The following is a 12,349-nucleotide window of genomic DNA, read 5'->3' on the forward strand; positions in this document are numbered from 1 at the left end:
TGGTGGCGATGAACCGGGCGCCGCCCCTGATCAGCCGGACCGCCTGGGTCATGGCCTCGAAGGAGTAGGTGCGGGTCTCCCCGAGGACCACGTAGTCCGGTTCGTGGTCGGTCAGGACGTACCCGATGTCGTGCAGCGCGGTGGTCAGGCCCGCCTCGCCGATGACGTACGCCGTGCCGCCGGGCCGCTGGTCGTCCAGGAACTTGGCGGTGGCGAGGGCAGAGGTCCAGATGTTCTCGACCGGTACGTCCAGACCCATGCGCCTGAGCCTGGCGTGCAGGTCGCGCGCCGTGTAGATGGAGTTGTTCGTCAGGACCAGGAAGGGCTTCTCGGAGTCCCGCAGCTTCTTGATGAACGCGTCGGCGCCGGGGATCGGCACGCCCTCGTGGATGAGGACACCGTCCATGTCGGTGAGCCACGACTCGATCGGCTTGCGCTCTGACATGTGCTGGGTCTCCTGCCGTCCTGGCGTACGTACGCACTCCAACCGGGGCCGCCGGAACGACGCTGTACCGACGCGCCCAGCCTAGTCAGGACGGCACGGTCCCGGCCGGGGTCCCCTCCTCCTGGTGTCAGCGACGGCGCGGACGCACCCGCCGCGCCAGGGCGGACAGTCCGGCTCCGGAGACGACGAGGGCGAGCGCGAGCGCGGCCAGTGCCGGGCGGTTCGGCCTGCCGGGCCCGGTGCTGGCCAGCTGGTCCGCGGGCAGCGCCGCCGTACCGGTCCCGGTGGTGCCGCCCACGGTGGTCCCGCTGCCCGTGCCCGTACGCGCTCCGGTACCGGGACCGGCACTGGCGCCGGGACTCTCCTTGGAACCGGTACCGGTGTCCGCGACGTTCTCCCGCTCCTCGTCCGTCCCCGTCGCCGTCCCCGTCCCCTTGCCCGCCTCCGCGTCCCCGCTCCCGGCCCCGCCCTCGATCCGGAAGCGGTAGGCGTTCGACTCCCCCACCCAGTCGCCGTCGTCGTCGTGCTTCTGCACGACGGCCGCGTTCGCGACGACGGCGTTCGGAGCGGCCGCGCCGGAGGTCAGGGAGAGCCGCACCTTCACGGTGAGGGTGCGGCCGGGGGCCACGGTGAACCCGGGGAAGCCGTCGTCGAACGGGCCCACGTTCTCGGCCTCGTCGCTCCGCTCGAACCTCACCGCGTGGGCCCGGCCCCCCTCGTGGAACTCCAGCCGCGCCTGTTCCGGCCGCAGTGTCCGTTTCTCGTCCACGAGGACGACGACCGGGTGGATCGCGCCGCAGGGGTGCGCCGTGGTGTTGGTGAGGTCGATGTACCAGGTCCCGGAGGCACCGCCCGCCCGGTAGGCGTCGGGGCCCCCGTGGATGCGGGTCCTGATCGGGAAGTCGTGGGTGTCGGAGGAGACGCAGGAGGGGAGGGGGGCCGACGCATGCGCCGGGGCCGGCGTGAGCGTCGCGCACAGCGCGAGGGCGGTCGGGGCGAGGACGGTCGGACGAGACGTACGCAGTCGCATGAGGAGCCTTTGGCCGATCGGGAGGGGGCGGGGATCGGGAGGACCGAAAGCGTCAGTCGGTACCGGGCAATGGCCCCGTGACCCTGCCACGCGCCACCCCCGCCACCGGACCGCCACCCGTGGAGTCACCCCCGTTCGGCCCCCGCGATCCCCCCGTCCGGCGGCACCCCCGGCGAACCGCCCCGGCTCGGACCGCCCGGCAAGGGGACGCCGCGGCACGGGCTGCCCCGGCACGGGCCGTCCCGGCACGGGCGCACCACGAGCCGCCCCGGCACGGGAGCCCCGGCACGGACCTTCCGGCGCAGTCGGCCCGCACCGGCGCGTCCCGGTCCGGTCACCGCCGTCCGAGTACGTGCGGCACGGGTCACCGCGGCGCAGCCCGGTGCCGTCGGAGCCGACGCGGTCGGGGCGCGTGTCGCGGGCGAGCCGGCCCCCTCAGCCCTCCCCGCGGCCGAACAGCGGGGCCAGCAGCAGTTGGGCCGCGCCCTCCGCCACCCCCCGCGCCCCGCCGGGAGCCACCCGGACCGGCACCGCCGTGCCGCCTCCCTCGCGCCGGGCCCGTTCCGCCAGGACGGCCCCGACCCCCTGGAGGAAGACCTCCTCGTGGGCCGCGACCGTACGCCCGCCCAGCAGCACGAGGTCGATGTCGAGCAGCCCCACCAGGTTCGCCGCCCCGGCACCGAGCACCCGGGCCGCCTCGGCCACGGCCCCCCGCCCCACCGCGTCCAGGCACAGCACCTCGATGCACCCTCGGTTCCCGCACTCGCAGAGCGGCCCGTCCAGCTGGATGACCTGGTGCCCGAACTCCCCGGCCCCGGTACGGGCCCCCCGGTGCACGGCCCCTCCGATCACGAGTCCGGCACCGAGTCCCGTGCCGAGATGCAGGTACGCGAAGGACCCGCCGCCCGCGGAACCGGAACCGGACCGGGCGCCGGCCCCCACCGCGACCCCGAGCGCCGCCGCGTTGGTGTCCTTGTCCACGACCACGGGCAGCCCGAGCCGCCCGGCCAGGGCGTCCCGCAGGGCGAACCCGTCCCACTCGGGGAAACCCGTCACCCGGTGCAGCACGCCCAGGGCGTGGTCGAGGGGCCCCGGCAGCGCGACCCCCACACCCAGCGGCGACACGCCGCCGAGCAGGGCCTCGACCTCCGCCGCCGCCCCCTCGACCACCGCGTCGGCCCCGGCCCCCAGGTCGAGCGGGGCGCGCCGCTCGGCCACCACGGCCCCGGCGAGATCGCAGAGCACCACGGTCAGTTCGTCCCGGTCGAGGTGCAGCCCGGCCGCGTGCCCCGCCTCGGGCACGAGCCGCAGCACCGTACGGGGTTTGCCGCCCGTGGACGCGCGGTGCCCCGCCTCCGTCGCGAGACCGTCGGCCCGCAGCCGCGCGGTGATCTTGCTGACGGCCTGCGGGGTCAGCCCGGTCCGTTCGGCGAGTTCCAGACGGCTTATGCCGAAGGCCCCCGCCGTGCGCAGCAGATCGAGCACCAGCGCCGCGTTGTGGCTGCGCAGGGCGGGCAGGTTCACCCCGGCCGCCCCGTTACCCGCGCCGGCTCCCGGCCCCCCGGGCACGCCCTGGTTCGCGAAGACGCCGGAGACACCGGCCGCGCCACGGCGGCCGGGAGCACCGGAGGCCCCGGCACCGCCCTCGCCCCCGGGAGGGCCGAAGCCCCCGGCACCGGCCCCGGCCCCATCCACGTCCCCGTCCACATCCGCGTCCGCGTCCGCGAAAACACCCGAGGCCCGGGGTACACCTGCGTTCCCGGGGATTCCCCGCATCCCGGCCCCACCCGTACTGGTCCTGTTCACATCACCCATTGTCCCCCCGGCTTGCACTTTGGCAACAGCGTTGCGAAAGTAGGACCCATGACAGGCATGACTGGTACCGGTACGCCCCTTCGCGTGGGTCTCGTGGGCTACGGCCTCGCGGGCTCCGTCTTCCACGCCCCGCTGATCGCCACGACCGAGGGGCTCGCCCTCGACACCGTGGTCACCTCGAACCCGGAGCGCGCGGCGCAGGCCCGCGCCGAGTTCGGCGACGACCTCCGCGTCGCCGCGACCCCCGACGAGCTGCTGGCCCGCGCCGACGAACTCGACCTGGTCGTCATCGCGTCCCCGAACAAGACCCACGTCCCGATCGCGACCGCCGCCCTGAAGGCCGGTCTCCCCGTGGTCGTGGACAAGCCCATCGCCGGCACGGCGGCGGAGGCCCGCGAGCTGGCCGCCCTGGCCGACGAGCGCGGCCTGCTGCTCTCCGTCTTCCAGAACCGCCGCTGGGACAACGACTTCCTGACCCTGCGCAAGCTGTTCGCCGACGGCGAGCTGGGCGACGTCCAGCGCTTCGAGTCCCGTTTCGAGCGCTGGCGCCCGCAGCTGAAGGGCGGCTGGCGCGAGTCCGGCGACCCGGCGGAGATCGGCGGTCTCCTCTACGACCTCGGCAGCCACCTCGTGGACCAGGCGCTCGTCCTCTTCGGCCCCGCGGTCTCCGTGTACGCGGAGTCGGACGTCCGCCGTCCGGGCGCGCTGGCCGACGACGACACGTTCATCGCGATCACGCACGAGAACGGGGTCCGCTCGCACCTCTACGTCTCCGCGACGACCGCCCAGCTCGGCCCGCGCTTCCGCGTCCTCGGCTCGCAGGCGGGCTACGTCAAGTACGGCCTCGACCCGCAGGAGGCCGACCTGCGCGACGGCAAGCGCCCCGGCGACGGCACGGAGTGGGGCGTCGAGCCGGGGGCCCTGTGGGGCCGCGTCGGCTCCGGCGAGTCCCCGCAGACCGGTGGCGGCCGCCCCGAGCCGACGGTCGCGGGCGCGTACCCCGCGTACTACGCGGCCGTGGCCGCCGCGATCCGCGACGGCGGCCCGAACCCGGTCAGCGCCCACGAGGCCGCGGCCGCCCTCGACGTCCTGGAGGCCGCCCGCCGCTCCGCCCGCGACTCGGTGGTGGTGTCCCTGTGACCGCGCCCGCCGCACCGGAGATCGCCGATCTCGAGGAGCAGGAGCGCCGGCTGACGCTCCAGCGTTTCACCCACGACGACGCCTGGGCCCTCGGCACCCTCCTCGTCGAACTCGCCCGTGAGCGCGAGGCGCCCGTGGCCATCGACATCCGCCGCGGCGGCCAGCAGCTCTTCCACGCGGCGCTGCCGGGTTCCACCCCGGACAACGACGCCTGGATCGACCGCAAGCGCCGTGTCGTCGAGCGGTACGGCTGCTCCTCGCTGCTGGTCGGCTCGCGCTTCCGCGCCAAGGGCACGACCTTCGAGGAGTCCTCGCGCCTCGACCCCGACACGTACGCGGCCCACGGGGGCGCGTTCCCGATCGCCGTGACGGGCGCCGGCGTCATCGGCACCGTGGTGGTCTCGGGCCTGCCCCAGGTCGAGGACCACAAGATGGTCGTCGAAGCCCTGGAAAAGTTCCTGGCCGAATAGCACTCCGCTTCCCCGCGCCCCGACCAGGGGCGCGGGGAACTGCGCGAGCAACCACGACGCACCCGCACCGGGAAGAGCACCCCGCCCGAAGCGGACCCCCACCGCGAACGAAGCGGAGCGCTCACGCGTCGGCGAGTACCTGCCGCTGCCGCCCCAGCCCCTCGATCTCCAGCTCGACGACGTCACCCGCCCGCAGGAACGGTTTCGGCTCGGGCCTGCCGAGGGCCACCCCGGCGGGCGTCCCGGTGTTGATGACGTCACCGGGATACAGCGTCATGAACCGGCTGACGTACCGGACGACCTCGGCGACCGGGAAGATCTGCTCGGCCGTCGTCCCGTCCTGCTTCAGCTCACCGTTCACCCAGAGCCTCAGCGACAGCGCCTGCGGATCCGGGACCTCGTCCGCGGTCACCAGCCACGGGCCCAGCGGGTTGAACGTCTCGCAGTTCTTGCCCTTGTCCCAGGTGCCGCCGCGCTCGATCTGGAACTCGCGCTCGGAGACGTCGTGCGCCACCGCGTACCCGGCGACGTGCGCGAGCGCCTCCTCGTCCGACTCCAGGTAGCGGGCGGTACGGCCGATGACGACGGCCAGTTCGACCTCCCAGTCGGTCTTCACCGACCCGCGCGGCACGAGCACGGTGTCGTTCGGTCCGACCACGGTGTCCGCCGCCTTGAAGAAGATCACCGGCTCGGTGGGCGGCTCGGCCCCGGTCTCCCGGGCGTGGTCGTGGTAGTTCAGCCCGATGCACACGACCTTGCCGACGCGGGCCACGGGCGGTCCGACGCGCAGTCCGTCCGCGTCCAGCGCGGGCAGCTCACCGGCCGCCGCCGCGGACCGGATCCGGCCGAGCGCCGCGTCGTCGGCGAGCAGCACCCCGTCGATGTCGGTGACGAGGTCCGACAGGTCCCGCAGGGTCCCCCCGGCGTCGAGCAGTGCGGGCCGCTCCGACCCCGCCGTACCGACTCGCAGCAGCTTCACGGTCACCATCTCCCTCGGTCGCGGGACGTCGGCCGACGGGTGCGGCCGACGGAAGACCGTGCGATCCTCCAAGGCCGTCGTCCAGTCCGCAAGACCCCGTTCACGGACTGGACCGGCAAGGGAGGGCACCGTCAGCCGAGGACCGCGGCCGCGGGCGCCGCCCCCGGCATGTCCCGGTAGAGCACCGCCCGCTCCACCGCGCTCCAGGCCGTGCTGGTCACCACGTACAGCGCGGCGGCCAGCGGCACCACGGCCACGGTGATCAGCGTGAGGAAGGACATGAACGGCATGATCCTGCCGACCGAGGCGAGCGCCGCCGCGGTCGCCTGCTCGGTCTCGCTCCGGCCCTCGCCCGTCACCGGCGCGGCGACGGCGGTCGTCCGCTTCGTCCGTACGTAGTTGAAGCAGGCCACGGCCGTGACGACCGCGAAGAGGGCCAGGTAGACGAGTCCGGCCGGCCCGAAGGGCCCGCCGTCGCCGAGCGCGTCGACCCACCGGTCCCCCAGGGGCGCGGCGAACAGCTTGTGGTCGAGCAGGGTGTTGGCCCCGCCGCCGATCGTCGAGCTGGAGAACAGGTGGTAGAGCAGGAAGAAGGCCGGCATCTGGAGCAGGCTGGGCAGACAGCCGGAGAGCGGCGACACCTTCTCCTCGGCGTGCAGCTCCATCAGTGCCTTCTGGAACTTCTCGCGGTCCTTGCCGTGCTCCTTCCTCAGCTCGGCGATCCGCGGCCGGAGCGCCGCCTGCGCCCGCTGTCCACGCGCGGCCGCCCGCGACAGGGGGTGCACGAGCAGGCGTACGAGCGCGGTGAACAGGACGATCGCCGCGGCGGCGGCCGAGGCGTGGAACAGCGGCTGGAGCAGGTCGGCGAGGTGCTCGACCAGGTGCGCGAAGACGGACATGAACGTGGACATGCGTGAGCCCTCCGGGGGGTCTCGTCGTGCCGGGCGTACGGAATGCGGCATGACGGCCCGCGCGGGTCACCCGTGGCGAAGCACCGCTCGGGGTGGGTCACCGGCCGTGTCGGGGTGAGTCACCGGGAGCGGGGAGCCACCCGGGACGGAACGTCACCGAAGCGGCGGGGAAGGGGTGTCCTACGCGGTCGCCGGGAGGGCGTGTCCGGGCGCCCTGGGGCGCCGCCGCCCGCTGGCGTCGGGATCGCGTTGCGGCAGGAAGGCCGTGCGGCCCTCGCGGTCGCGGATGGCCGTACGGACCCGGGTGGGCGGCACGGCGGGCGCGCAGCGCGCCACGATGAGGGAGCAGGCCACGAAGGCCGACCCGGCCGCGGCCGTCGCGGCGAACGCGACGGTGGCGGTGAGGCTGCCCGTGTCGAGCAGCGCGACCTCGAGGAGCAGGAGCAGCAGTACGGCGGCGGGGCGGGCGTCGGCCCAGGTCCGGATCATCGGCCGCTCCTCCTCTCGTACGCGGTGCGCGTGTCCCTCCGTTCGTTATACAGGACGGCCCTCGGCCGACCGCCCGGAACCGGACGCGGCGTCCGCCACACCGCCCGGGCCGCGGCCGCCCCCCTCCGGCTCCTGCGGGTGCCCGTCGACCGGCCTCCGCGGGTCCGTGTCGAGCGGCTCCAGCAGCCGCCTCGGCGCGAGCAGGGCCCGGCTGACCGGATCCGCCGGGTCCCGGTCGAGTCCGGGGCCCGGTGCCATCTCGACGTCCGGCACGGGCACGATCATCGCGCAGCGGGGGCATTCGCCGTACGGGCCGAGCTCGGTGCCGCAGTCGGCGTGCCGGAACCAGCGCAGCCGACTCTCGCCGAAGTGCTCGCGGCCCCACAGGCCGAGCGAACGCAGGGTGGGCCACAGGGCGATCCCGCGGTCGGTCAGGACGTACTCGTCACGCGGCGGCGACTCCTGGTAGCGGCGCTTCTCGAGGATGCCCTCGGCGGTGAGGGCCTGGAGGCGGGCGGCGAGCACGGCGCGCGGGATGCCGAGGTGCACGAGGAAGTCGTTGTAGCGCCGTACGCCGTAGAGCGCGTCGCGGATGACGAGCAGCGTCCAGCGCTCGCCCACGACCTCCAGCGCACGGGCGATCGAGCACTCCTGCGTCGCGTAGTCCTTGCCCAGAGCCATGACCCCACTGTAGCCACTTTCCGACACGTTGGTTCATTGACCGAACCCAGGTGTTACGGTCTACTCGTACGCAAAGTTCAATGAACGAACCAACACGCCTCACGGGACCGGCCCGCACCGCGGGACCGACCCGTCCGGCGGCAACCGACGCAGGGAAGCGAAGGCACGCCATGACCCCGCTCGACCGGCCCGACACCAGCACGCAGCCCGCGCGCACGACCGGGGTCGCCCGGACCTCTCCGACCCCTCCGACCTCTCCGGCGGCGGACGCTCCGCGAGCCACCCCGACCCTCGTCCTCACCAGTGCCGCCACCGCCGTGGCCCTGATGACGTACACGGCCCCGATGGTCACGCTCCCCGACACCGCGGCCGCCCTGCACACCTCGGTCTCCGCGCAGGCCTGGCTGCTCAACGGCACTCCGCTCGGCCTGGCCGCGCTGCTCCTGGTCGCGGGTAGCCTCGCGGACGACTACGGCCGCCGCCGGATCTTCCTGGCCGGCACCGTCGCCCTCGGCCTCACCACCGCGCTCGGCGCGCTGGCGAACTCCACCTGGCTGTTCACCCTGGCCCGCGTCGCGCAGGGAGCGGCGAGCGCGGCGATCCTCGCGAGCAGCCTGGGGCTGATCGTGCACGCCTTCCCGACCCCGCGCGGGCGGCTGCGCGCGACGGGGGTGTGGGGCGCGTTCGTCAGCGGCGGGATCGCGGCGGGCCCGCTCCTCGCGGGGGCGATAGCGGGCTGGGACTGGCGGATGGCGTACGCCGTCCTGGGCGCCGCCGCCCTGGCCGTCGCCCTCCTCGGCACCCGCGCCCTGACCGAGTCCCGCGCACCGCGCGGCGGCCGGCCCGACCTCGCGGGGGCGCTGACCTTCGGTCTCGCGCTGGTGTCGCTGGTGGCCGCGCTGACGCTCGGCCGCGACGGCTGGCTGCGCGCGCCGGTGGGCCTGCTGCTGGCCGCTTTCCTCGTCCTGATGGCCGTGTTCGTCGCCGTCGAACGCCGCAGCGAGACGCCCATGATCGACCTCGGTCTGCTCCGGCACCGCCGCTTCCTCGCCTCGTCGGCGGGCGGGCTCTTCACGGGCCTCGCGGTGATCGGCCTGTTCAGCTTCCTGCCGGCGCTGCTCCAGCGGGCGCTCGGGATGTCCGCCATGGACACCGCGTGGCTGTTCCTGCTGTGGTCCGGCCTCTCCTTCACGGTCGCCCTCCAGGCCCGCCGCCTCGCCGGCCGGGTCTCGCACCGCCATCAGCTCGCCCTCGGTTTCGCGCTGCACGCGGCCGGTGTCCTCACGATGCTCGGCGCGATCGGCTCCGGCTCCTGGGTCCGCCTGCTCCCGGGCTTCGTGCTCTCCGGGGTGGGCAGCGGCCTGCTCAACGCCGCGCTGCCGCTGCTGGCCGTCGAGTCCGTGCCGCCGACCCGCGCGGCGATGGGCTCGGGCGCCCAGCAGACCTTCCGGTACATCGGCTCGTGCGCCGGGGTCGCCCTCACGATCGCCCTGGTCACCTCCACCGGCGGAACGGCGCACGGCGCGGACGTCGCGATGGCCGTCTCGGCGGGCCTCGCCGCACTGGCCGCCGCGAGCGTCCTGGTCCTGCGGGACCGGGCGTGAGCCGGCCTCGTCCGGCGGAGCCCGCGCCCGTCACCGGGGCCGCACGGAGGTGAGCTTCCCCCACACCGCCATGCGGTACCGGGAGGTGTACTCGGGGGTGCACGTGGTGAGCGTGATGTAGTACCCCGGTTCGCCGTACCCGTACGACGGCCGGACGGTGCTGCGCGGCACCGGGCGGATCACCCCGACGTCCCGCGCGGAGGTCCGCGACAGCGTCCGGTCGACGGTGTAGGTGTAGACGGCGGCCTTCGTCTCGACGGTGATCGTGTCACCGCGCCGGAGCCTCGGGAGGTACCGGAAGGGCTCGCCGTGCGTGTTCCGGTGCCCGGCGAGCGCGAAGTTCCCTGCCTGGCCCGGCTGCTGGGTGCCCTTGTAGTGACCGACGTACCCCTTGTTGAGGACGTCCGCCTTGCCGACCCCCTCCGCGACCGGCACCCGCAGGGAGAGCCGCGGGATGCCGAGGACGGCGTAGGCCTGGGACCGGCGGGGCCGCTCCTGGACGCCCCCGCCCCCGGATCCGGACGGAGAGTTCCGCCCCGCCGTCCGTCCGGTCCCGTCCTTCGCGCCCCCGCCGCCCCCGTCGCTCCCGGCCGCCGCACCGGCACCGGACTCCGCGCCACCGCCGTTCCCGGCACTCCCCGTGGACGGATCCCCCCACTCCCGCTCCAGCGCCTGCACCTTGCGCTCGGCGCCGTGCCGCGCCTGCCGGTTGGTCCACCACAACTGGTGCGCGACCAGGAGGAGCAGCACCACCCCGACGGTGACGAACACCTCGGCACCGCCCCGGAGCACGCGCCGGTACGCGGCCCGCCGTCGCCGCGTGCCGTGGTGAACGACTCCCGGAGCCCGCATCCGTACGCCCCCTTCGCCGGGCGCACGATAGGCGCGGACCCGCCAACTCTCCAGCCCCGCGCGGCCACTGCGGGTCCCCGGTCTTCCTCCACCGGTTTTAGGAAGGGCTGTCACATCCCTCGACAACCTCGGGCGCCACACCCGATGCTTCCTGTTGGCATCACCGGAACGGGCGGGCGCCGACGGGAACGCCCCGGCGACCGAGTTCGAAGTCGAGTCGAGTCGAGTCGAGTCGAGTCGACACAAACGGCCGACTCCACCGCGAGGACCGTGGATCGAGCCGAGACGGACGGAGAAGCCGGCCATGAGGAGCCAGTCATGATCCGACGCAGAACGCTCCTGGCCGCCGCGGGCGGTACGGCCCTCGGCGGCGCCCTGGCGACGGGCACGGCCCACGCCGACGCGACGATCGCCGTCAACCCGGCCACCACGTACGGGAAATGGGAGGGCTGGGGCACCTCACTCGCCTGGTGGGCCAACGTCTTCGGCGCCCGCGACGACTTCGCCGACCTCTTCTTCACCACCAAGTCGGTCACGTACAACGGCGCTTCGCGCCCGGGCCTGGGACTGACCATCGCCCGCTACAACCTCGGCGCGTGCAGCTGGAACAGCGTCGGCGGCGAGACGATGACCGCTTCCGCCAACATCCCCTCCTTCAAACAGATCGAGGGCTACTGGCAGGACTGGAACGACGAGGACCCGACGTCGTCGGCCTGGAAGTGGACGGCGGACGCGACCCAGCGCGCCGCCCTCGCCAGGGCGACGGCGCGCGGCGCGACGAGCGAGCTGTTCGCCAACTCCCCGATGTGGTGGATGTGTCTGAACCACAACCCGTCGGGCGCGTCCGGCGGCGGCAACAACCTCCAGTCCTGGAACCACCGCCAGCACGCCTCCCACCTCGCGGCCGTCGCCCTCCGCGCGAAGACGGACTGGGGGGGGGTGGACTTCGCGACCGTGGAGGCGTTCAACGAGCCCTCCTCCGGATGGTGGACGTCCACCGGCACCCAGGAGGGCTGCCACATGGACGCCTCCGTCCAGTCGGCCGTCCTCTCCCACCTGCGCAGCGAGCTGGACAAGCGGGGCCTGACGGGCACGAGGATCTCCGCGTCCGACGAGACGAGCTACGACCTGGCCCGTACGACGTGGAGTTCCTTCAGCTCCGCCACCAAAGCCCTGGTCGACCGGGTGAACGTGCACGGCTACCAGGGCTCGGGCGGCCGCCGGGACCTCCTCTACACGGACGCCGTGACGACCTCCGGCAAGGCGCTCTGGAACTCCGAGTACGGCGACGGCGACGGCACCGGCCTCACCCTGGCGAGCAACCTCCTCCTCGACTTCCGCTGGCTGCACCCGACCGCCTGGGTCTACTGGCAGGTCATGGACCCCACGGCGGGCTGGGGCATGGTCAAGTACGACGCGGGCACCCTGACGGCCGGCGCGGTCGAGACGAAGCTCTATGTGATGGCCCAGTTCAGCCGCCACATCCGCCCGGGGATGACGATCGTGGGCACGGGCGTCGACCACGCGGTGGCGGCGTACGACGCGACGGCGAAGCGCCTGGTGATCGTCGCGGCCAACAAGGCCACGTCCGCCCAGACCCTGACCTTCGACCTCTCCCGCTTCACCACGGTCTCCGGCGGCACGGGCGGCCTGGTCCCCCGCTGGAACACCCTGACGTCCGGCACCGGCGACCTCTACACGGCTCACTCGGACACCTACCTGAGCGGCAGGTCCCTGGCGGTGCCGTTCGCGGCGGGGGCGGTGCAGACGATGCAGGTGGACGGGGTCGTGATGTGAGGCGGGCGCTGGGGCCTGTCCGACACTTCCCGCCTGCCCGGCGACGCGGGCGCGCGCGAGGGCCCCCGGGGACTCCCGTGTCTCTGGCCAGCAGGTCTCTCTCCTTGGCGGCCCGGCGGCAGTACGGTGTCCCCCA

Annotated in this window: 11 protein-coding genes and 1 pseudogene; 4 read left to right on the forward strand and 8 right to left on the reverse strand. The window is 74.0% G+C overall.

Features of this window, described 5'->3' with window-relative positions:
* From CW362_RS40420 to CW362_RS40430, 3 genes are all read right to left on the reverse strand, one after another.
* Window positions 1-445 (reverse strand): HAD family hydrolase (locus tag CW362_RS40420; RefSeq protein WP_476756090.1); only part of this gene is annotated, 445 nt, incomplete at its 3' end.
* A gap of 127 nt (window positions 446-572) precedes the next feature.
* Complete coding sequence (locus tag CW362_RS40425; protein ID WP_206301212.1) at window positions 573-1,475, reverse strand: hypothetical protein; 903 nt, start codon at window positions 1,473-1,475, stop codon at window positions 573-575.
* A gap of 435 nt (window positions 1,476-1,910) precedes the next feature.
* A complete protein-coding gene (locus CW362_RS40430) occupies window positions 1,911-3,044 on the reverse strand; it encodes an ROK family transcriptional regulator (protein WP_103554583.1) in 1,134 nt (377 codons plus the stop codon).
* A 294-nt stretch (window positions 3,045-3,338) separates the two neighbouring features.
* Between CW362_RS40430 and CW362_RS40440 the strand changes: the two genes are divergently transcribed.
* A complete protein-coding gene (locus CW362_RS40440) occupies window positions 3,339-4,430 on the forward strand; it encodes a Gfo/Idh/MocA family oxidoreductase (RefSeq protein WP_103554576.1) in 1,092 nt (363 codons plus the stop codon).
* Window positions 4,427-4,900, forward strand: a complete 474-nt coding sequence (locus CW362_RS40445; protein ID WP_103554577.1) for a heme-degrading domain-containing protein — start codon at window positions 4,427-4,429, stop codon at window positions 4,898-4,900. The genes CW362_RS40440 and CW362_RS40445 overlap by 4 nt, the downstream gene beginning before the upstream one ends.
* A gap of 121 nt (window positions 4,901-5,021) precedes the next feature.
* Here the strand turns inward: CW362_RS40445 and CW362_RS40450 are convergent, their stop codons facing one another.
* From CW362_RS40450 to CW362_RS40465, 4 genes and pseudogenes are all read right to left on the reverse strand, one after another.
* Window positions 5,022-5,879 carry a fumarylacetoacetate hydrolase family protein gene (locus tag CW362_RS40450; protein WP_103554584.1) on the reverse strand — a complete coding sequence of 286 codons (858 nt, stop codon included), beginning with the start codon at window positions 5,877-5,879 and terminating at the stop codon, window positions 5,022-5,024.
* Between the two features lie 131 nt (window positions 5,880-6,010).
* Window positions 6,011-6,778, reverse strand: coding sequence for a YidC/Oxa1 family membrane protein insertase (locus tag CW362_RS40455; RefSeq protein ID WP_103554585.1), 768 nt, complete (start codon window positions 6,776-6,778; stop codon window positions 6,011-6,013).
* Between the two features lie 192 nt (window positions 6,779-6,970).
* Entirely contained in the window at window positions 6,971-7,279 is a 309-nt protein-coding gene (locus CW362_RS40460) for a DUF6412 domain-containing protein (RefSeq protein WP_103554578.1), read from the reverse strand.
* A gap of 162 nt (window positions 7,280-7,441) precedes the next feature.
* Window positions 7,442-7,960 (reverse strand): annotated as a pseudogene (locus CW362_RS40465) (winged helix-turn-helix transcriptional regulator); the annotation flags it as partial.
* 170 nt (window positions 7,961-8,130) lie between these two features.
* Between CW362_RS40465 and CW362_RS40470 the strand changes: the two are divergent.
* Entirely contained in the window at window positions 8,131-9,564 is a 1,434-nt protein-coding gene (locus CW362_RS40470; RefSeq protein ID WP_103554580.1) for an MFS transporter, read from the forward strand.
* Between the two features lie 30 nt (window positions 9,565-9,594).
* Here CW362_RS40470 and CW362_RS40475 read toward each other — a convergent pair whose 3' ends face one another.
* Window positions 9,595-10,416 carry a class E sortase gene (locus tag CW362_RS40475; protein ID WP_103554581.1) on the reverse strand — a complete coding sequence of 274 codons (822 nt, stop codon included), beginning with the start codon at window positions 10,414-10,416 and terminating at the stop codon, window positions 9,595-9,597.
* 318 nt (window positions 10,417-10,734) lie between these two features.
* Here CW362_RS40475 and CW362_RS40480 point away from each other — a divergent pair, with 318 nt between their 5' ends.
* Complete coding sequence (locus CW362_RS40480; RefSeq protein WP_103554582.1) at window positions 10,735-12,213, forward strand: glycoside hydrolase; 1,479 nt, start codon at window positions 10,735-10,737, stop codon at window positions 12,211-12,213.
* The last annotated feature ends 136 nt before the right edge of the window (window positions 12,214-12,349 follow it).

Origin of the sequence: Streptomyces populi, from assembly GCF_002911015.1 — a bacterium.
Taxonomy (GTDB): Bacteria; Actinomycetota; Actinomycetes; order Streptomycetales; family Streptomycetaceae; genus Streptomyces; species Streptomyces populi.